At 46.5% G+C, this 21,583-nt stretch carries 17 protein-coding genes and 1 tRNA gene; 3 read left to right on the forward strand and 15 right to left on the reverse strand.

Annotated elements, in window-relative coordinates; genetic code table 11:
- Positions 1–183: 183 nt before the first annotated feature.
- The gene (locus tag WH46_RS10485; protein ID WP_046226666.1) at positions 184–828 is read right to left on the reverse strand and encodes a response regulator transcription factor; all 645 of its coding nucleotides are present in this window, start codon (positions 826–828) and stop codon (positions 184–186) included.
- The gene (locus WH46_RS10490) at positions 821–1,678 is read right to left on the reverse strand and encodes a sensor histidine kinase (RefSeq protein WP_046226667.1); all 858 of its coding nucleotides are present in this window, start codon (positions 1,676–1,678) and stop codon (positions 821–823) included. Before WH46_RS10490 ends, WH46_RS10485 begins: the two co-directional genes overlap by 8 nt.
- 529 nt (positions 1,679–2,207) lie before the next feature.
- Here WH46_RS10490 and WH46_RS10495 point away from each other — a divergent pair.
- Together WH46_RS10495 and WH46_RS10500 are read left to right on the forward strand one after the other, a co-directional pair.
- Complete coding sequence (locus WH46_RS10495; RefSeq protein WP_046226668.1) at positions 2,208–3,071, forward strand: class I SAM-dependent methyltransferase; 864 nt, start codon at positions 2,208–2,210, stop codon at positions 3,069–3,071.
- A gap of 6 nt (positions 3,072–3,077) precedes the next feature.
- The gene (locus tag WH46_RS10500) at positions 3,078–3,803 is read left to right on the forward strand and encodes an RluA family pseudouridine synthase (RefSeq protein ID WP_046226669.1); all 726 of its coding nucleotides are present in this window, start codon (positions 3,078–3,080) and stop codon (positions 3,801–3,803) included.
- A gap of 188 nt (positions 3,804–3,991) precedes the next feature.
- Here the strand turns inward: WH46_RS10500 and gyrA are convergent, their stop codons facing one another.
- From gyrA to WH46_RS10535, 7 genes are all read right to left on the reverse strand, one after another.
- On the reverse strand, positions 3,992–6,454 hold the full coding sequence (gene gyrA / locus WH46_RS10505; protein ID WP_046226670.1) for a DNA gyrase subunit A: 2,463 nt from the start codon (positions 6,452–6,454) through the stop codon (positions 3,992–3,994).
- 157 nt (positions 6,455–6,611) lie between these two features.
- Positions 6,612–8,597 carry a DNA topoisomerase IV subunit B gene (gene parE / locus WH46_RS10510; RefSeq protein WP_017812949.1) on the reverse strand — a complete coding sequence of 662 codons (1,986 nt, stop codon included), beginning with the start codon at positions 8,595–8,597 and terminating at the stop codon, positions 6,612–6,614.
- A gap of 312 nt (positions 8,598–8,909) precedes the next feature.
- Positions 8,910–9,338 carry a DUF7674 family protein gene (locus WH46_RS10515; protein ID WP_052714193.1) on the reverse strand — a complete coding sequence of 143 codons (429 nt, stop codon included), beginning with the start codon at positions 9,336–9,338 and terminating at the stop codon, positions 8,910–8,912.
- A gap of 202 nt (positions 9,339–9,540) precedes the next feature.
- Positions 9,541–10,530 (reverse strand): ABC transporter permease, encoded by a 990-nt coding sequence (locus tag WH46_RS10520; protein WP_046226671.1) that lies wholly within the window; start codon positions 10,528–10,530, stop codon positions 9,541–9,543.
- Complete coding sequence (locus WH46_RS10525) at positions 10,523–11,533, reverse strand: ABC transporter ATP-binding protein (RefSeq protein ID WP_046226672.1); 1,011 nt, start codon at positions 11,531–11,533, stop codon at positions 10,523–10,525. Before WH46_RS10525 ends, WH46_RS10520 begins: the two co-directional genes overlap by 8 nt.
- 144 nt (positions 11,534–11,677) lie before the next feature.
- The gene (locus WH46_RS10530; protein WP_052714194.1) at positions 11,678–12,511 is read right to left on the reverse strand and encodes a GDSL-type esterase/lipase family protein; all 834 of its coding nucleotides are present in this window, start codon (positions 12,509–12,511) and stop codon (positions 11,678–11,680) included.
- A 332-nt stretch (positions 12,512–12,843) separates the two neighbouring features.
- Positions 12,844–14,556, reverse strand: a complete 1,713-nt coding sequence (locus WH46_RS10535) for a glycoside hydrolase family 13 protein (protein WP_046226674.1) — start codon at positions 14,554–14,556, stop codon at positions 12,844–12,846.
- A gap of 327 nt (positions 14,557–14,883) precedes the next feature.
- Between WH46_RS10535 and WH46_RS10540 the strand changes: the two genes are divergently transcribed.
- Positions 14,884–14,956: transfer RNA gene (locus WH46_RS10540), tRNA-Lys, on the forward strand.
- A 151-nt stretch (positions 14,957–15,107) separates the two neighbouring features.
- Here WH46_RS10540 and WH46_RS23365 read toward each other — a convergent pair.
- The 6 genes from WH46_RS23365 to WH46_RS10570 all read right to left on the reverse strand — a co-directional run bounded on the left by WH46_RS23365 (position 15,108) and on the right by WH46_RS10570 (position 21,579).
- Positions 15,108–15,797: a DUF1450 domain-containing protein gene (locus tag WH46_RS23365; RefSeq protein WP_052714195.1), complete on the reverse strand. Its 690-nt coding sequence runs from the start codon at positions 15,795–15,797 to the stop codon at positions 15,108–15,110.
- Positions 15,798–16,061: 264 nt separating this feature from the next.
- On the reverse strand, positions 16,062–16,622 hold the full coding sequence (locus WH46_RS24585) for a CAP domain-containing protein (RefSeq protein WP_046226675.1): 561 nt from the start codon (positions 16,620–16,622) through the stop codon (positions 16,062–16,064).
- 131 nt (positions 16,623–16,753) lie between these two features.
- Positions 16,754–17,521: a barstar family protein gene (locus WH46_RS23370; RefSeq protein ID WP_052714196.1), complete on the reverse strand. Its 768-nt coding sequence runs from the start codon at positions 17,519–17,521 to the stop codon at positions 16,754–16,756.
- Between the two features lie 128 nt (positions 17,522–17,649).
- Positions 17,650–18,105: a GNAT family N-acetyltransferase gene (locus WH46_RS10560; protein ID WP_052714197.1), complete on the reverse strand. Its 456-nt coding sequence runs from the start codon at positions 18,103–18,105 to the stop codon at positions 17,650–17,652.
- Positions 18,095–19,282, reverse strand: a complete 1,188-nt coding sequence (gene purT / locus WH46_RS10565; protein WP_046226677.1) for a formate-dependent phosphoribosylglycinamide formyltransferase — start codon at positions 19,280–19,282, stop codon at positions 18,095–18,097. Before purT ends, WH46_RS10560 begins: the two co-directional genes overlap by 11 nt.
- Positions 19,283–19,725: 443 nt before the next feature.
- Positions 19,726–21,579 carry an ABC transporter ATP-binding protein gene (locus WH46_RS10570; protein WP_407944411.1) on the reverse strand — a complete coding sequence of 618 codons (1,854 nt, stop codon included), beginning with the start codon at positions 21,577–21,579 and terminating at the stop codon, positions 19,726–19,728.
- Positions 21,580–21,583 lie beyond the last annotated feature (4 nt).

Consider the following 21,583-nt stretch of genomic DNA (forward strand, 5'->3'; position numbering starts at 1 on the left):
TATAGATATCAGCAGCCAGTGTGCCCGGGATTGGCTGTATCTCTTTTATACAGGATGACACAGTCATTTTCATAGTGATTGCTGTCATTCGTTATGTAATATAATTCCATTACTGTAATGTAATCAAACGCTGTGCAAAACCGGTCTATAGAGACCGGTCAAGTGGCATCAGAAAGTCTGAAGTTATTTGGCCTGCAGATACATGAGTGCACTCGTGCGATCATTCACACCCATTTTTGCATAAATAATACTGATGTAGTTACGTACAGTTCCACTATGGATATATAGTTGCTGGGCAATCTGCTTATTGGAAAGCCCCTTTCTCATAAGCGTGATAATCTCCTGCTCCCTCCTTGTAAAATCAGCGAACTGGCCGAAAACAGCTCGGTCAGCCTCTAACGATCGCCGATTTATCGTTTCTGCCAGTTGAATAGCGACAGCTGCCGGCATCGTAAACTGGCCGGCTGTCACACTGCGAATCGTCTGAATCAATAGACGGCTGTCCATATCCTTGAGCAGATAACCATTGGCTCCACTTCTCATGCCTTCCATAATATATTGCTCATCCATAAAGGTAGAGAGCAGCAGCACAATTATATCGGGATGATGCTGTTTGATTTGACGGGCGCAGCATATTCCATCCATAACCGGCATCTGAATATCCAGTAGCACAATATCCGGCTCGTTCCGGTGTACCATTTCCCAGGCTTCCTGGCCGTTCGCAGCTGTATTCACGACGATGATGTCTTCTTCCAATTCCAGTATGGTCTTTAGCCCTTCCCTCATTAGCGTCTGATCATCCGCCACCAGCAATTTCAGCTCATTCATAAGCTTCTCCCGCCACATTACATACCGGCATCCGAATAAACAGTTGGGTCCAGGCAGGAGTGTTCGAATACAAATTAAGCATCCCTCCCCAATCTTCGACCCGCTGCTGTAATGTACTTAATCCAAACCCAAAATGAACCTGAGATGGGCAGCTACCTTTATTGGCAAGTTTGAATATGATCTGCTCGTTCTGCTGATGCAGCCAAAACCGGAAACAGCCGCTACGTCCATGCCGGATTCCGTTCGTAATTCCTTCCTGCAGCGCCTGACAGATCAATTTCTGCTGGGAATAAGCAAGCTCCGGGAGAGATCCGACGGCACAATCAATCTCAATAGAAGTGTGTTTATGAATATTATTAATAATAAGAGCAATTTCGGAGGCTAGATTCATCGAGGGAGTCTGGCTGGCCATATGATGAATAAATCGCCGAATCTCCTCGATTCCGTGCCGGATCAATTCCTGAGAAGATTCGAGCTTTTCGCGTGTCACAGTTGGATTGATATCCAGCAGCTTTTGGGCTGCGTCCAGCTGGATCACGGAAATGATCAGTGTATGACTGACAACATTATGAATATCCCTTGCAATGCGACGTCGTTCTTCGGTTAGCAGCTGCTCGGTGATCCATTGCTCAGTCAACAATGTGTTGGGATATTGCACTGGAGATGTACAATAATACAAACCTGCCTGTTTATTGGGGGAACTGTGCGAAGAAGCAGACAAACCAAGCGGAATGGTCTGTTCGTCTATCGCTGCATGCGGTATGATAGGAATGTCTGCGTATTTCTTCCGTGAACGTTGATTTTGTTTTATTTTGCAATGCAGTGCCGATCCAACGTTGGCTGACTTCATTGTAACGCTCCTTCCTCGTATCATTTTCAGGGAAACAGAATATAACCATGTCCACAAACAGCGAATGTATCGAACCGATACTCTTGATTATGAATGGATGATCGCTCTATAAATGACGCTGATATCCATGCGTTGATCTTCGATGTCTCTCTGCTTCTCTCCAGCCCTCCTTCTTTTCTTACCAACAGAATTATCCATTTAATGATAATAAATCCTGTTTATGTTTATTATATCTCTGTTCTGAGCAAAATATGCACGTATCTCCTTCGTTGATCGGTCTCTTCCTACTTCGGATTCATCTGCTTATCCGGCTGTCCAAACCGAAACATCTGTAGCGCCTATCCTTCTATTGTTGTACAATAAAATGCGGTAAACCTATTTGACGAGCGGGTTATTATTGTCTATTTTCGTGTTTCTGTAGCCTACATTCAAAGCTGCCAAGAAACGATGTTTCCTGTTTACAGAATAAATGGATTTTTGTACAGCTTACCCGGGCTCTGAAAGAAATAAATCATAAGGATGGTTACACATGTATATTGCAGATCAATGGAAAGACTATGAATTAATCGATACCGGTGATGGAGAGCGCTTGGAGCGCTGGGGAGAAATCCTGCTGCGTCGTCCCGACCCACAGATCATCTGGCCCAAAAAATCCGATGATCCACGCTGGAATCAGGTACACGGTCATTATCATCGCAGTTCCTCCGGTGGTGGCGAATGGGAATGGAAACGCAAAATTCCGGAAAAATGGGAGCTGGGTTATCAACAGCTGAAATTCCACATCAAACCGACCAACTTTAAGCATACCGGTCTGTTCCCTGAGCAGGCAGCCAACTGGAGCTGGATGATGGACAAAATTCGCAACGCCGGACGTCCCATCTCTGTGCTTAATCTGTTTGCTTACACAGGCGGAGCAACAGTAGCTGCTTCTTCGGCAGGCGCGGAAGTAGTACATGTCGATGCAGCCAAAGGTATGGTGCAGTGGGCGAAAGAAAATCATCAACTGTCCGGTATCGGCGATCGTCCGGTACGCTTTATTACAGATGATGTATTCAAGTTTGTTCAGCGTGAACAGCGCCGCGGTAATAAATATGATGCAATTATTATGGATCCTCCCTCCTATGGACGCGGACCAGGTGGAGAAATGTGGAAACTGGAACAGAGTCTGTATCCGTTCCTGGAATCCTGCATGAGCATCATGTCTGATCAGCCGCTGTTCATGCTGATCAACTCGTATACTACGGGTCTGGCTCCAACCGTATTGTCCAACATTCTGAGTATGACAATGAAGCAGCAGTATGGCGGAACCATTTCCTCGGGAGAGATTGGTCTGCCGATTACCAATTCCGGAATGACCCTGCCATGCGGTATCCTGGGTCGCTGGGAGAGCTGATCAGGTATGAGTACACCGAACACATCTATTCCCGTTTTATTCGAGGATAATCATGTACTGGCTGTAGTGAAACCGGTGAATATTCCTTCCCAGGAAGATAATACCGGCGATCCTGATATGCTGACCCTGCTCAAAGCAGATCTCAAGGAACGACATAATAAGCCAGGCAATGTATTTCTCGGTCTGGTGCACCGGCTTGATCGTCCGGTTGGTGGCGCAATGGTATTTGCCAAAACGTCCAAAGCCGCTTCCCGTTTATCTGAGACGGTACGCAGTCGCAGTATGATTAAACAGTATGCTGCTGTTGTAAGAGGTGTACCTGCGCGTACACAGGGTACTTTAAAAGATACACTGCTCAAGGATTCGCGGACGAATACAGTCGCTGTCGTCAAACCAGGAACTGCCGGTGGCAAAGATGCTGTGCTTGATTACGAAGTTATTGCCAGTACGGGAGAACTATCTCTCGTACTGATTCATCTGCATACCGGACGTTCCCATCAGATTCGTGTGCAGATGGCTCACAGCGGTCATCCACTGTATGGCGATCAGAAATATGGCGCCGACGTTAACAGCAAAGGCGAGCAATTGGCTCTCTGGTCGGTATGCACAGGTATACCACATCCGGTCTCCAAGGAAATGATGACGTTTGTCTCGCTTCCTCCGCGTACGCGTCCATGGACGCAATGGAATGAAGCGGTATATGAACAGATTCGGGTTCAACTTGGTGAGTAATCAATCGGGTGAATCGAAATAAATTTCACAGAATAAATGAGTCTATAAAATAATTAAATGGATAGAACAAACCAAAAAAGCTTTTCCACATGTATTCTTGGGATAGTCAAAGAATACAGGGAAAAGCTTTTTTGGCTATTTGTATTTAGTATTTATTGTTCGTTGCTTGTTATTTTCCTTTTGATTGCTTACTTATTGGTAGCCGATGATGACAAGTCTTCCAATACAGCGATAATCGTATCATTTTTGTCGAGCGTGACAATCGATTTGCCAATATGTCGTCGTTCATCCGTTTGCACTGCTAGCTTGCTGTTAAATGGAATCGTACGGTTCGGCGGTACCATCGCTATGAAGGATCGATTGTCCCTGCAGATAAAAGCAGCAATAATACAGTTGCCATTTGGCTTCACGCGTTTGCCTTCTTTGAGTTCAAAGGTCGATACCCCTTTGCCTCCGCGGCTCTGTGTCTGATATTGCAGCATGGAGGTGCGTTTGGCATAACCCAGATCGGTCATGACCATGAGTTGTCCGTCTTCTTCTCCATCTACCCATAGGGAAATCGCTACTTCATCATTATCCATCAACTGTATACCCCGTACCCCTGTCGATACCCTGCCCATTGGACTGACTTCCTCCGCCCGGAAGCGGATGCTCATTCCATTACGGGTAATCAGCATCAGGTCACGCGCCTGATCGCCACGGCTGACGGATATGACTTCATCACCTTCACCCAGCTTGCAGGCTGCTACAGCTCCCGAGCGCTTGGTTGCATAATCTTTGACTTCTGTTCGCTTGACCTGTCCCCGCTTGGTAACAAATACGAGACTGCCTGTCTCTTCTTCAAGATTGCGTACCGGAATAATGTCCACAATTCGGTCTTCCCGTGTCATCGAGATCACGTTGACAATGGCCGTACCGGTCTCTTTCCATTTGAAATCTGGAATCTGATGCACAGGCAGCAGGAAATACTGACCGCGCTGCGTGAAGATCAAAAGGCTGTCCAGCGTATTGACATCGATCACCTGACGAATAAAGTCATCTTCCTTGGCGCCTGAACCGCTGCGCTCTGCACCTGAACGATTAAATGACATCATGCTTGTACGCTTGATGTATCCACCATTGGACAGAGTAACCAGCACATCCTCCGAGTTCACCATAACTTCCAGATTGACTTTTAATTCTTCCACTTCATCACGGATCTCGGAGCGGCGCTCGATTCCGTATTTATCATAACTTTCCATCAATTCTTTTTTGATCACACCGATCAGCTTTTTGTCACTGTCCAGAATCGATTGAAGATTTTTGATTTTTTTCTGAATATCGCTCAGTTCTTTTTCTACCTGATTGATCTCCAGATTGGTTAGACGGTATAATTGCAGGCTCAGAATCGCATCTGCCTGACGCTCGGTCAGTCCGAACATCCACTGCAGATTTTGATGGGCATCCTGACGATTTTTGGATGCCTTGATTGCTGCAATTACTTCATCCAGAATATTCAGTGCTTTGGCGAGTCCTTCCAGTACATGCGCACGATCTTCCAGTTTGTCCAGATCATAGCGTGTGCGGCGGGTTACCACTTCACGCTGGTGAGCGATATACGCCTGCAGGATGTTTTTCAGACCCAGCTGCTGTGGGGCTTTGTTAACAATAGCCACCATATTAAAATTATAAGCTACCTGCAGATCGGTTTTTTTGAGCAGATAAGCCAGAATACCTTCGGCATCAGCGTCTTTTTTCAGTTCGACAACGACACGCAGACCATCGCGTCCGCTCTCGTCGCGCACTTCGGCGATCCCTTCGACTTTTTTCTCCAGACGGATATTCTCCATCGCTGTCACCAGACGTACCTTGACAACCTGGTATGGAATCTCGGTAATGACAATCTGCTGCTTACCGCCACGCATAGTCTCGATCTCGGTTTTGGAGCGCACATAGATGCGTCCTTTGCCGGTCTCATAAGCATCACGAATACCGCTGCCGCCCATGATAATGCCGCCTGTCGGGAAATCCGGACCTTTGACATAGTTCATCAGTTCATCCAGTTCCATCGATGGATTCTCCATGAGAGCAATACAGGCTTCGATTACTTCGCGCAGGCTGTGCGGTGGAATCTCGGTCGCAAAACCGGAAGAAATACCACTGACTCCATTAACCAGCAGATTCGGATAACGTGCCGGCAGAACCGTTGGTTCCTTGGTCGTGTTATCGAAATTGTCCTTGAACTGCACGGTATTTCGGTCAATATCGCGCAAAATCTCCATGGCAATAGACGAAAGGCGCGCTTCCGTGTAACGCATGGCTGCTGCCGGATCATCATCGGGAGAACCCCAGTTACCATGACCATCAACCAGCGTATGTCCCATTTTCCATGGTTGTGCCATACGTACCATACCATCATAGATGGAAGAGTCACCGTGCGGGTGATAGTTACCCATCACATCACCGACGGTTTTTGCAGATTTACGATAGCCTTTTTCCGGTGTATTGCCGGATTCGTACATCGCGTAAAGAATACGGCGTTGTACCGGTTTTAGTCCGTCCCGTACATCGGGAATCGCACGATCCTGGATAATATATTTGGAATAACGACCAAATCGGTCTCCGACGACTTCTTCAAGAAACGCCGGCATATACTGTTCATTTGTAGCCATCCGTTCACCTTACCTTCCGGCCGCAGCCGGATTATTTTATCAAGCATAATCAGCATATAAATAGCTATTCGTGCAAAAAGGAATGAAAACCATCCCTGAAAGCTGGTGTGTCTCATTCCTGATTGCCGTCTATAGCGTGCATTGTTGTATTAGAATATTATTCTTCGTATTCTGTAAAATCGACATTTTCGACGATCCAGCGTTTGCGCGGATCAACCTTATCACCCATCAGTGTAGATACACGACGTTCTGCCTTGGCAGCATCCTCGATCTGTACCTGCAACAGCGTACGGCTCTCGGGATTCATCGTTGTCTCCCATAACTGATCGGGATTCATCTCGCCAAGACCTTTGTAACGCTGCAGTTCTACATTGCGTCCAAATTCCTTGAGTGATTTTTCCAATTGCTCATCAGTCCATGCATAACGTTCATTGGTCTTTTTGCCGGAACGCTGAGTAATCTTGAACAGCGGCGGCTGAGCGATATAGATACGTCCCTGGTCAATCAGCGGCTTCATATACCGATAGAAGAACGTCAGCAACAGCACCTGAATATGCGCTCCATCCGTATCCGCATCGGTCATGATAATGATTTTGGAATAATTGCTGTCTTCAATTGCAAACTCGGGACCAATACCAGCACCAATTGCCGAAGTGATCGCGCGATATTCCTCATTTTTCATTACATCTGCCAACTTGGATTTCTCCGGATTCATCGGCTTGCCTTTAAGCGGCAAAATGGCCTGAATCTTGGAGTCACGTCCCTGCTTGGCAGATCCACCGGCAGAATCACCCTCTACAATAAACAGCTCGTTGCGGGAAAAGTCCTTGGATTGTGCCGGACTCAGCTTGCCGTTCAGATTGGAACTCTCGCTGCGTTTGCGGCCCGTACGCATATCGTCACGTGCCTTGCGCGCAGCTTCACGCGCTCTGGATGCTTGGATTGCCTTTTTGATCAGCTTCTGGCTGACCTGAGGGTTTTCTTCGAGAAAACGCTGCATACTCTCTGCTACGACTGCATCTACAGCTCCGCGTGCAGAGGAGCTACCCAGCTGATCCTTGGTCTGACCGACAAATTCCACTTCGGCCATCTTGACGCTGATAACAGCCATCATGCCTTCACGCAGATCGCCGCCCTCCAGATTCTTTTCTTTTTCCTTCAGCATGGCATTTTTGCGGGCATAATCATTCAGAACACGGGTGTACGCCGTCTTGAATCCGGTCTCGTGCGTACCGCCTCCGCGTGTAGGAATCGAATTGACAAAGGAAGCGATCGTCTCGGTATAACCTGCGTTATATTGCAGCGCAATCTCTACCTCGATATCTTCACGCTCTGCATTAAAATGAATCACATCATGCAATACATCCTTGCCTTCGTTCAGATATTCGACGAACTGGCTGGCGCCGCCTTCGTAATAGAAACGATCAGCTTTGTCATTGCGCTCGTCGCTGAGCAGAATTTCCAGTCCCGAGTTCAGGAAGGCAATCTCCTGCAGACGCTCGGACAGTGTATCATAGTTAAGTGCAATCCCGTTCTGGAATACCCGGATATCCGGTTTGAAGGTAACTTTGGTACCGGTGACTTTGGTCTTGCCGATCACTTCCAGACCGGTTACAGGCTCACCGACATGCTCCTTGCCCTTTTTGTCCATCCAGTACTCGAACCGCTGACGGTGAATACCGCCATCCCGGTAAATTTCTACTTCCAGCCATTCGGAGAGTGCATTGGTAACCGAAGCTCCTACGCCATGCAGACCACCGGATTTTTTGTATCCTCCGCCGCCGAATTTACCGCCGGCATGCAAAATGGTAAATACGACCTGAGGCGTTGGGATGCCGCTTTTGTGCATTCCCGTCGGAATTCCCCGGCCGTTATCGTATACGGTTACGGAACCGTCTTTGTTTAGGCTAATTTCAATTTTGTCGCAATGCTTTGCAAGATGCTCGTCGACTGCATTGTCCACAATCTCCCAGACAAGATGATGCAGTCCAGACGAACTTGTACTACCGATATACATCCCCGGACGCTTCCGTACGGCAACAAGCCCTTCGAGCACCTGAATGTCGTCAGCATCATACCCTGTAGCTGGCGGATTAGCGCCGCTTTGGGATGAATTTGTAAGTGAATCGATCTGTTCGACCATTCATGGCCCCCCTTTATTTATTGCAATCATGCTTCGTACTTCTCAACCTACGCTTTAGTAGTATAATGGTTTGTCCAAAATTACGCCATAGCCAGCTGAACAATCATTTTCGGTATCGGAAAGGATCATTATACCATTCCAGTCAACCTGCAGCTTTGCATAAGCATACCATAAGGCGCAAGCCTACCACACATTATGATTTACATAAAATGTAATTTATACGCACATTGTTCGCTCATAATGCAAACACATGTTTCCATTTCTTTATTCTAAAGCAATCCATGCTATTCGTAAAGCAAATGTTGCAAAGGATTAGGAAGACCAGCGTATACCTTTGTAATAATTGATAATTTCAGGACTCATATGGTGCAGAAATTCAAGTTCCGCTTCGCTGCTACCCATTAGCGCTTCAAAAATGCAGCAGTTTAGTACATCTCTTGTTCGTTCGTCACAGTCGTCGAATAGTTCCTCCACAAACTCAAAAATGAACGAAATCTCCTGTTCCAGCTTGTCCTTGGATGTATAAAATGTTTGAATCGTCTGCTCATAGTAATTATATTCTGTATGGTCACAATCTCTGAAGGCATAAATAATAGCCAGAATAAAAGAACCAAATCCTCCATAGCACATATAGACCGAATCATCATTCCATTCATACGCATAGTCAAATACAGGAAAACGGCCAGCCAGTCTTGTAAGCATCAATTTTTCCCATTCTGCCTGCACAGGCTCACTCTTCATTCACGCTCACTCCCTTTCTTTTGCAGGAGTCGTTCCTATCCAAAATAAGCCTGCCCTGGATGCATTGGCATCATACCGGGCAGACTTATTCATTGTAACGGATTGTCAAATGTATGAACAGCTCATGATTACTGCACTATCGAATGCGCTACTTTACCTGCCGAGAAATCTGCAAATACAAGGCGGCAAGATGCATACTATGCTAGTTCATTACATCCCGCTTGGTAAATACCGCAAAAGATACGACAAGTGAAGCAGCCGCCCAGATCGCGAGCACAGCCAGCGAGAACGGCAGGGTCATGCCTTCAATCGGTGCAGGACTACCTGATAGATAATTGGTCAGGCCCAGATTGACCATAAACAGATATTTGGCGCTACTCCAGGAAGAAGCCATATTGGTCAGAATTGTACCGGCGATCAGCGCTGCCATCATAATCACAATACTGGCTGCTGTACTACGCACCAGTACCGATACCATAAAGGCAAGTAGCCCCACAGTCAGTCCGACAAACCAGATCAATCCCATCTGCATCAGAATAAACTGCCACTGATCCACCGCATGAACGGTAGCCATATCCACTCCTGCCTCGCTTGGCTGGAAGCCGGTAAATACAGGAATGGTAAAGCCCGAATACCCGAATACCAGTCCCGATATGGCATAACAGATAATAAAAGTCGATACAACGATCAGTGACACAAACATCGTCAGCGTAATCAGCTTGCTGAACAAGATTTTCCATCGTCGTACCGGCCGGGTAAGCAGCATTTTGATCGTGCCCCCCGTTCGTTCACCGGATACCAGATCCGAAGCAATCGTCATAATCAGCAGCGGAATAAACAGACTGCTGGAATTATTGAGAAATTCACGGGTAAAGGTAACACCGCCCGGTTCATTTGGATTCACATCATTTTGCAAATAATACTGCATCTGCTGAATAAAGATACGACGGTATTTTTTCCATTCTTCCGGTACCCTGTCACTGCCCAGTGAGTTCTGGTTATCGGTAATCGCCTGCTGCAGCTCGGTTCGCCAGTCGTCACCAAACTTGGTACGGTTCTCCTGTGCCTGACGCATCTGTGCATAAGTAAACATCGGTACCAGCACCAGCAGCACGAGCAGGATGACATAGAACCGCTTTTTCTTGATAATCTTGATCGTCTCATTCTGTACAAGCGGCCAGATGCTATTCAATCGTCTCACCCTCCGTAATGCCGAGGAACAGCTGCTCCAGGGTAGGATTTAATTTGCGTACATTATGAATCTGGATATTGGCGCTGACAAGAGCCTGAATAGTCGTCGATATTTGTTCTTCCGGTGTCCGGGTAATAATGCTGTTCAGCTTCAGTGATGCAGCCGTGTCGTTGTCCAGATGTGCAGATTCCAGATCCAGCACTGTAATATCGGGGAGTTCTTCGAGAATGCGTGCTCCCTGTTCGGTAGGTTCCAGCTCCCATACGACAAGATGTTCCCTGTCTTCTACCAGTTCATTTACACTACCTACCGCTATAACCTTCCCATTGCCTACAATAGCAACGCGGTCACAAAGCAGCTGAATTTCACTGAGCAGATGGCTGGATACGAATACAGCCATGCCCTGCGCAGCCAACTCGCGAATGAACAGACGCATATCCCGGATACCTTTGGGATCAAGTCCATTGGTCGGCTCATCCAGAATGAGCAACCTCGGTCTGCCAAGCAGTGCCTGGGCAATCCCGAGACGCTGGCGCATTCCCAGCGAGTACTTGCTTACTTTATCGTGAATCCGCTCGTCCAGACGTACGATCTCGGTTACTTCCTGAATTCGCTGCTCGTCCACCCCCGGCTGCATACGAGCAAAGTGCTGTAGATTCTCCCAGCCGGTCAGATATGGATACATCTCGGGATTCTCGACGATCGAGCCTACGTAAGCCAGTGCCTTTTCCGGTTGACGGGTTACATCGTATCCACAGATCGTAATCTTTCCTTCGGTTGGGCGAATCAGATTGACCAGCATACGAATCGTTGTCGTCTTGCCTGCTCCGTTGGGGCCGAGAAATCCAAAGATTTCGCCTGCCCGTACATTAAAAGTCACATCCTTGATAATCCAGCGCTTGCCGATCTTTTTCTTTACTTTTATAGCCGATAATACAATTTCTGATTCTGTCTGCTCACTACTGGCAGACGAAGAAGTCAAATCGGGATTGGATATATTCATTAGTCACTCTTCCCTCCTGTAGCCTGTACTATATTCATTCAAAAGGATGCTTGATTTATAGCAGCAGATCATCACATAACATTTTGTAAATTACCGAGTAAATGACTGCTGCATAATAGCTCCCAACTTTGTGCAGGATAGCGGTTAACGGATGCTTTGAACAATACGCGTGGCAATCTGTTCATAACCGTCACCATTGGGATGGAAATGATCCGCAGACAGATACTGATCCAGATTATTCTGGAACAGATCAAATGTAGGGATAACCATCATATGCTCATTGGTATTTGTAATCCCTGCAGCCTTCATATTCCAGGCACTTACCGCCTGATTGCCTGGTATCCGAAGTTCCTTGAGGTCTCCAAACGGATTATATAGACCAAGGTAAATAATCTGTGCATCTGGATTGATCTTCGCCAATCGATCCAGAATCTTTTGCAATCGTGCCGCAGCCTTAGGCTGATTGGTCAGCAGCTGGTTCGCGGTAGGCGCCTGTTCATCCAGATTTCCCAGCGCTTCTCCGCCATTGAACAAATCATTGGCTCCAATCGACAGCATAATTACATTCGCCTGGCGAAGGGTATGCTGGACACCGGATTCATCCAGCGATTCGATGACCTGTCCTGTTTTCTGTCCGTTGATTCCCAGGTTGGCCACCAGCTTGGCATCTACTCCCTGCTGCTGAAGCAGATTAACGGTACGGCGTACAAATCCGCTGCCCTCATCGTCACCTGTTCCTTTGGCGAGCGAGTCACCAAGTGCAGCAACGCGTATTCCTTCTGTCGCTGGATCAACTGCTGCCTGGGATCCATTTTGTGCAGCACTGTCCGTAGAACTTTCTGCTGTATAGGAACTACCTACCGGATTAACGACATCATTTATCGCATATACAAAACCGCTAATCAGCAGTAACGTTGTTACGATGGAAGCAATGCTGGTAATTCTCCATATTCGTGCCGATGATGAAGATGGTTTCATCCTGTGACCTCCAAGTATTGAATAATAGTAAGTGTTAATTTTCATTATATACACTATGTATACAACTTCCAAATGATCAGCAGCTATCTATTACATGCCGACCATTTGGAAGTGGTATTATTGTGAAAAAAGACAGAAAAGGACGCTGTCATACCGAAGCCAAATGCAGATCGTGCTTGATTGGCGAAGCGGTTAGAGCGTCCCTTTCCCGATATGATATTGGCAGTTCATACTGCCGACATGATGAAATGAATTTATTGGTACATACACCTTTATTTTATACCCCGTCAGTAAACTGAGCGTTAGCCTGATTGGGAATTACTGATTAGGAATTACTGGTTGAGTATATACACTCTGGCTTCATAGGGTTGCAGATCAATCTCGCGGATATCCTGCTGTTCATCTACTGCATAATTGCTGATCAGCAGCTGGTACCGCTCATACTCCACACTGTCTTCCAGCTGGAAATGCACCGGCTGCTCACTGAAGTTCAGCACAACCAGCAGCTGCTTTTCTTCATATGTGCGAACATAAGCATAAATCTGCTCATCATCCGGCAGCAGCAGACGATAATCTCCGTAGACAAGAATATCATTCTCTCCGCGTAGAGTAATCAATTTCTGATAATAATAGAAAATGGACTCCTGATCTTTTAATGCTTCGGCTACATTGATTTTGTCATGATTCGGATTAACCGTCATCCATGGCTGACCTGTTGTAAATCCGGCATGTTCCGAATCATCCCACTGCATTGGTGTACGCGCATTATCCCGGCTCTTGATATAGATGGACTCCATCACTTTATCAGGATCTATACCGGCAGCTGTATATTCCTGGTACATGTTTAACGTTTCAATATCCTGATAATCATCAATAGACGGCATACGGATATTGGTCATCCCAATCTCTTCACCCTGATAAATATAAGGTGTTCCCTGCAAAGTATGCAGCAGCGTCCCCAGCATTTTGGCAGACTCCTTGCGATAACGGGTATCATTGCCGAACCGTGATACCATTCGCGCCTGATCATGGTTGTTCATATAATTGCTGTTCCAGCCCTTGTTATGCAGCAGAGTCTGCCATTTGCTGATAATTGCCTTGATCTCGGTAAGCTCCCATGGACGGATATCCCATTTGCCGCCCTTGCCGGCATCTACCCGCATCAATTCAAAATGAAAAACCATATTCAGCTCATTACGGTCTTCGCCCACATACAAAGCTCCATCTTCCGGCGTTACATTGATCGCTTCACCAACCGTCATAATATCGTATTTGGACAGTACTTTCTCGTTCATTTCCTGCAAGTACTCATGCACCCGTGGACCATTGACAAAATGTTTGCCGCCAAAATGATATGGAAACTTGTGATCAGGCTCTGCGGTGCCCAGCTCCGGCGTTTCTTCGCGTGCATCAGGCAGCTTGGGATCTTTGGAAATCAGGTTGATCACGTCCATTCGGAATCCATCAATCCCTTTATCCAGCCACCAGGTCATCATTTTGTATACTTCTTCCCGTACGGTCGGGTTTTCCCAGTTCAGATCAGGCTGCTTTTTGGAGAACAGGTGCAGATAATATTCTTCTGTCGTCTCATCATACTGCCAGGCCGATCCGCTGAAAAAAGAACTCCAGTCGTTGGGCTCGCGTCCTTCTTTTCCCGGTCGCCAAATATAATAATCGCGATAGGGGTTATCAGTGGATTTACGCGATTCCACAAACCAGGCATGCTCATCGGAACTGTGATTGACGACCAGATCCATAATCAGCTTCATTCCGCGCTGATGCAGGCCATCCAGCAGTCGTTCCCAATCATCCAGCGTGCCGAATTCATCCATAATATTCTGGTAATTGCTGATATCGTAACCGTTATCATCATTGGGAGACTCATATACCGGGCAGAGCCAGATCACATGCACCCCCAGCAGCTGAAGATAATCTAACTTGCTGATAATACCAGGGATATCACCTATTCCATCTCCATTACTGTCCATAAAGCTGCGCGGATAGATCTGATACACGACACTTTCTTTCCACCAGGTCTTCTTCATAGCATCTCCACCTCTTCTTGTATGTAGTTGATTCATCCGACAAATGGATTCCAGCTGCAAGTGCTTCTTTATTATTTCCCCATCTATCTGTAGATGAAGCAGGCGACCCAGCAGAAGATGTGAATTTCATTCGACAACAGGCTGCTTTTCACTTTATTTGGATCTGTATCTTTGCAAGTTCCTTATGTGTGCGGTGTTCATTATGTGCTATCAGGCAGTGAATTGGACAAATGTGTGATGTAGGTGTATACTATCCAGAGTAATAGTTGTTATGCGTATTAATTTGCTGTTACGCTTGTTAATGACCAGAGTACAGCCATCTATTGCGGGACATTAGCTCAGCTGGTAGAGCATCCGACTCTTAATCGGCAGGTCGCGGGTTCGATCCCCACATGTCCCATCCAAGGGTGTGTCAGCTTGTATAGACTGAACCCCATAGTATAAATAAAAGCCACAGCGTCTGATTTCTGGACACTGTGGCTTTTTATTTATACCTGCTATATTGACCTTATGAGTACTCCTGCTGATATCGTAGGATCTTAATAAGGCAGTTAACCGGTTATTGCATGCTGCATAGATTTCAATGCTACCAGATGCAATTGGACTTCTTCGCTGGATCCCGACTGCTGCAGTGTGTATGAATGGGAGGTAGATAATTCGCCTTTTTGCATATAGCGGATGAGTATCGCTTGCAGCTCCTGCAGGGTATGGGCTGTGAGATGCAGCTTTAGCGTATTTTTCTTCCTTTTCAGTTGATCCTTATTCCCTTCTGCCATAGCCAGAATGAGCTTTGCTTTGATGGAAGAAGTTTTTTTGGAACGGATTGCTTTCATTTTGCGTAATTCACCAGATTGTTGCAGTGCTTTGAGTTTTTTGGCCAATTTGGCAGCTGAATTCATATCCAGCGATATAGTCAGTTCATTCTTGTCCTGTGAATTGAACGTATAGTGAATCAGGGCAGAGTCTGCGAATTTCCCGGATTTCGGCTTTTTTTCGGCTGTTGGATAAGAGGCAGACTGACTGATGATTGCTGTTAGCTGCTTATACAGATGTTCTGGAGAATCACCGCAGACCAGCTGCTTCTTACCAATTTTGGCAAAAGGCTGACGGCGGCAGGTTTTGCACTCACTCAGACAGCCTTTGCGCTGCTGATCTATTTCGGAAAACTGTTCTTTGATATCCTGATATACCTGCTTTGTGCCTAACTTATCATTTTTACTGCAATATTTGATCGTCTCCATGACTGTAATTCCCCCATCTTGCGATGTTATTCATCGGTTGAAATGTAACTTTATACTAGGGAGTACCCTCTGGATTGTCAATAGAACGTGAAATGAACATTCCCGCCATTTCATCTACCTATCATCATGAACAGTCTTCGATTGTACAGATCTGTTCTAATTAAAAAGACCCTTGCAGCATGCTCGACAAGCGAAGCATCCTGCAGGGGTCTTTACAGCTCTGATTCATCCGGAGCGTTCGTCTACGTGTATACACATTTATATTTATTTACCGATAAATTCCTGAACCCAGATGCCATTCACATAGCCCACAGCAATATGCGTATAATTTTTACTCAGTATATTGGCTTTGTGACCGGAACTGTTCATCCATGAATTCATTACCTGTGCCGGAGAAGTCTGGCCTTTGGCAATATTCTCGCCTGCTGCACGGTAACTGATTTTGTATGTCTTCATCATGTCGAATGGAGATCCGTACGTTGGTGAAGTATGGCTGAAATAATTGTTTTTGTACATATCCATGGCTTTGTCCTGTGCCAGAGTCTGGAGATTGGTGTCTACGACCAGCGCTTTCAGACCAGCCTTGCTGCGTTCCTGATTAACCAGATCAACGACTTGAGTGGCAAAAGCATACGTATCCGCTGTAGCAGTAGCTGCGCTTTGTCCAGTCAGTGTGCGTTCCGAAGATAATTTAACGTATGTCTTATGCGTATGCTGTAAATGATTAGATGCTGCCTGTGCATTTGCTGGTGTGACCAGGCTAGCTGCAAGAAGTCCGGCAGCCGCTGCCGACATGGCGATGCGTTTCAGTTGTATGAATTTCATAATAAGTACAAATCCTCCTGTGAAATGAGTATGTTCAAATCCGCCTAAGATTCTACCATTTATTCCTATATATCGGCAACTTTGCATGAAATGTGTGCAGTGAAAAGACAAAAAACGCTATTTTTCTTGGTTTACTGTCTAATGATAGTAACTCCATGATTGTCCAGAATAGAGATGGCTGTCTGAATGACCTTCAACATGGTATAACCATTCTGATTTTGTCTCTGCAGCAATTGATTGTTCTCCATATATTGATAATGTGACCAGATCACTGTAAAAGGCGGCACTGGTCCAAAATCGCCACACAGACAGTCATCCATTGCGTCCAGACTACTGCCATAGTAGCCCGCCGGCCCATTCAGCTGTTCGCCCAACATCAAGAAAAAAGCATATTGATCTGTAATCAGACGTCCATCCAGATGAATGGTTATCCCCTCCAGTCCCTGATTTCTCCAGGAATTGGTCTGCAGCGCATAGGTCCGGACAACCGTTTGCCAGATTTTACGTTCTTCCAGGGTAAAATCGACCCATAGACCGGTCTGCCGCAGATCCGGATCGCGAAGCAGATCCCACATTTCCAGAATACGCCGGGTTCGGGATACCTGTTCATAGGTATGAACCAGCAGTTCCCAGTCTCCATTTTCAGCAAAAGAAGCGGCGCCTTCGGGCTGTAGGACTCTTTTTATCGGAAAATCATAATAACCGATCACTGATCCATAAGTATCCAGGATACCCAGGTTAATACGATCCAGTTTTGGGACAGGGGTATACTCCGGATTTTTACGAAATTCATAGATCTTCAGATGCTGCCTGCTGGATTCGTCATTTTCCAGCCATACTTTTTGACAGTAGCCTATATTCTCTTCATCCCAATTATAAATAGCATATTTATCGCTCATTTTTTCTCCTTTTGCTGCATTTTATAAATTCGGGTTACATCATTCTATGTATAGAATAAATTCCAAATCAGCTAACCAAAAAAACAGCCCCCTTATTCAGGGAGCTGTTCTTGTGTATCCGTGCTTGCTTACATTTGCTTGATAAAATTACAGCCAATCTTCTCATAGCCCATATGCTGGTAGAATGAGCAAGAAGACAGACGCTCGTCACGGTTCATTCCGGTGACAAATACGGAATGATCTCCAGCTTCACGCGCCTGGCGTTCGGCTGTTGTAATCAATTCACGACCAATTCCCTGGTTACGGTAGGCTTCCGAGATAACCAGACCTGTGATCTGGGAAGTCTTATGACCGGTGTCATATGAGGTTTTGCGATACAGGGCAATCATACCTACAACCTGTCCTTCACGCTCGGCAACAAGTGTCATAAATTGCGGCTTGCCTTCCAGGGCAGCCATCCGGTCACGCAATACACTCTCCGTCATAGGATAACAAAGTTCACGCATCAGGCCAGTCAAAGCTTGAACATCTTTACTTTCGAATTTACGGACTTCCGCAACAGGCATTAATACACTAGTCGACATGTACATACTCCTCTTTTAGCAGAGCGGCCGCTTCTACGGCACGCTTCCGCGCGATTTCCACACTTTCGTCCGCACTGAGTGCCACTGCCATTCGGCGTCCCGGTTTGGTCTCCGGTTTGCCGAATACCCGTACTTGCGTACGCGGCAGCTTCAATGCTTCTTCCAGTCCGCCAACAACAAAATCTTTTGAAGTCTGTGTTGCCTTGAGTGTTGCCGATGCGCCAGGGGTAAGCAGATGGACGCCAGGAATCTCAAAACCGAGAATCGCCCGCACATGCAGGGCAAATTCGGACAAGTCCTGGGTTACCATCGTAACCATACCCGTATCATGCGGCCTTGGCGATACTTCGCTGAATACCACTCCATCCGCCGTAAGAAACAGCTCTACTCCGAACAATCCGTATCCTCCCAGATGTCCGGTAATAGTGCCGGCGATATGCTGTGCTTCTGCCAGCTGTTCCGCAGTCATGTAATGCGGCTGCCATGACTCGACATAATCTCCATCCCGCTGAATATGTCCAATAGGCGGACAATACAGGGTACCTGAGGCTGAACGCACCGTTAGCAGTGTAATTTCACTTTCAAAATGGACAAAGGCTTCGACGATGACCCGTACTGACTTGCCTCTGGCTCCTTCGAGCGCCGTGTTCCAGCAATCCTCCGCATCCTGCGGAGTACGGCATACGCTTTGTCCTTTACCGGACGAGCTCATCAGAGGTTTTACTACGCAGGGTGTTCCTAATTCGGCGACGGCTGCTTTGAGCTGATCGAGATTATCCGCGAACCGGTACGCTGCTGTAGGCAAACCGAGTGTCTCGGCAGCCAAACGGCGTATCCCCTCACGATCCATCGTTAATCTCGCAGCTGTAGCGGTAGGAACGACATGATAGCCTTCCTGCTCCAGCTCTACCAGCACATCCGTCGCAATCGCTTCAATTTCGGGTACGATCAGATCCGGTTGCTCCAGGGCAATAACTTCCCTGAGCTGCTGTCCATTCAGCATATCAATGACATGAGAACGGTGAGCGACCTGCATGGCAGGTGCATCCGGATAACGGTCTACAGCGATACATTCCACGCCGAGACGCTGAGCTTCGATCACTACTTCTTTACCAAGTTCTCCACTGCCAAGCATCAGAATCTTCTTCGCCTGGCGAGACATTGGGGCCCCCCACATAATAAACAGCACTCCCTTATCCACTTTTTACACTGCGTTAAGCTTGCATACAACTCGAACTGCAAAACTCTCCGTTGGTACAGATTGTGCTCTTTGTCTATTTTCTTGGCTGTTAAGTGATTAACACATTGTAAAATTCCCGACGATGTTGATGATGAACTTTACAATGTGTTGACACTCTTATTTTCTTACCTTCCAAGTTAGATTGCAACCCACTTTACTTAAATTTTTGAACAAATCTCGAAATTTATAAAATGATTACGCTTTCATTCAAAAATTTTGTCACATTTTGTATATTTACTTGTTTCCTGCTTTTTACAGGAAGTCATTTCGAAAATAAAACACCCTCTATCTGCTGTTTACTGCTTCAGTAGATAAAGGGTGTGAATGGAAATAAAAGGATGTTGATATCATCATTTTAATTATGTCTATTATTTTATATTTTACAAAAAACGGAATTGTGCTTCTATCAATCCGTTGTATACCCCTTTACGCTGAATCAGCTGTTCATGGGTACCCTCTTCCTTAATCTCTCCATGATCGAGAACAACAATATGATCTGCATGACGGATCGTCGATAATCGGTGAGCGACGATAAAGGATGTTCTACCCTGCAGCAGTACCTTGAGTGCTTCCTGAATCCGCAGCTCGGTCTCTGTATCGATGCTGGCGGTCGCTTCATCCAGTATGAGAATGCGCGGATCAGCCAGCAGTGCCCGGGCAAAGGAAAGCAGCTGACGCTGTCCCATCGACAGTACGTTCCCGCGTTCTTCGACTTCGGTATCATATCCTTTGGCCAGCTTCTCGATAAATACATGCGCATGAACGGCTTTGGCAGCAGCTTCCACCTCTTCGTCAGTCGCATCCAGACGACCGAACCTGATATTGTCGCGGATCGTTCCCGAGAAAATAAACGTATCCTGCAGCACGATACTGATCTGGCTGCGTAGACTCTCCAGGGTCACATCACGCAGATCCCGGCCATCGATCGTAATGTGGCCGCTTTTGATATCATAGAACCGACTAATCAGATTGATAATAGTGGATTTGCCCGAGCCGGTATGACCAACCAGAGCGATCGATTGTCCAGCTTGTACGTTCAAATTGATTCCTTTGAGTGCCGGACGACCGGGCTCATATTCAAATATAACATCTTTGAACACAATATCCCCGCGGATACGAGGCATCGGTTGTGCACCGGGTTTGTCTGCTACCGACGGTTCTTCATCCATAAATTCGAATATCCGTTCCGAGGAAGCCATTGCGACCAGCAGCTGATTATACATATTACCAAGCCGGTTAATCGGATCCCAGAAGTTGCTGACGTAGTTGGCAAAAGCCACCAGAATACCAATCTCAATCTCGCCGCTGGCAATCAGCATCGTACCGAACCCGAACAGAATAACAGAGCCGAGTCCTCCAGTCACCTCAATCATCGGTCCAAACATCTGGTTCATCGCGGATGCTTTGTCCCATGATTGCTTGCTCGATAGATTCATATTGTCAAAATACTTCATGTTCTGCTTTTCCTGAGTATAGGCCTGGGTAACCCGGATTCCCTGAATCGATTCATTCAAATGGGAGTTAATGCGCGAATTCTTCATTCGTACTTCCTGCCAGGAACGGCGGATCACTTTGCGAAGCTTGGTAGAGACGAAGAACATGATCGGCACCGTCAGCATTACAGCAAGCCCCAGCTTCCAGTTGATAAACAATAAAATAACGACTATTCCCAGGAGCTGTACACAGTCAATCATTACGTTAACGGCTCCATTGGTAAACAGATCCTGCAATGAATTGACATCATTCGTGACACGAACGAGTACCGAGCCTGCCGGCCTTTTGTCAAAGAAAGAAAAAGACAACCGCTGAATATGACTGAACAGATCTGAGCGAAGATCATAGATCACTCTTTGTCCAATAATATTAGTGTATTTGATCCGGTATGCGTTGGCTGCCCACTGAATCAGATACAGTACAAGTGCCAGTGCAGTCAACCCATACAGCAGCTTGAGGCTTGGCATACCATTGGCCGGCTGAATAGCTCGGTCGATCGCCATACCTGTAATCAATGGAACTGCCAGCTTGGTCACGGTACCCAGCACCATCATGAGCAGGATAAATGGAAGCAGCTGCCTCGCATATGGCTTCATATAACTGAACAGCCGGCTGAATTGTCCCCAGTTGAATGCTTTATCAATCAGCTCGTCATCCTGGTAAATGAATCGTTCCTCGACCCGTACCGAGGCGGATGTATCAGCGACCTTTCGCTTGTCATCCACCGATATATTATTCATGGAA

Origin of the sequence: Paenibacillus dauci (assembly GCF_000971985.1) — a bacterium.
Lineage (GTDB): Bacteria > Bacillota > Bacilli > Paenibacillales > Paenibacillaceae > Saccharibacillus > Saccharibacillus dauci.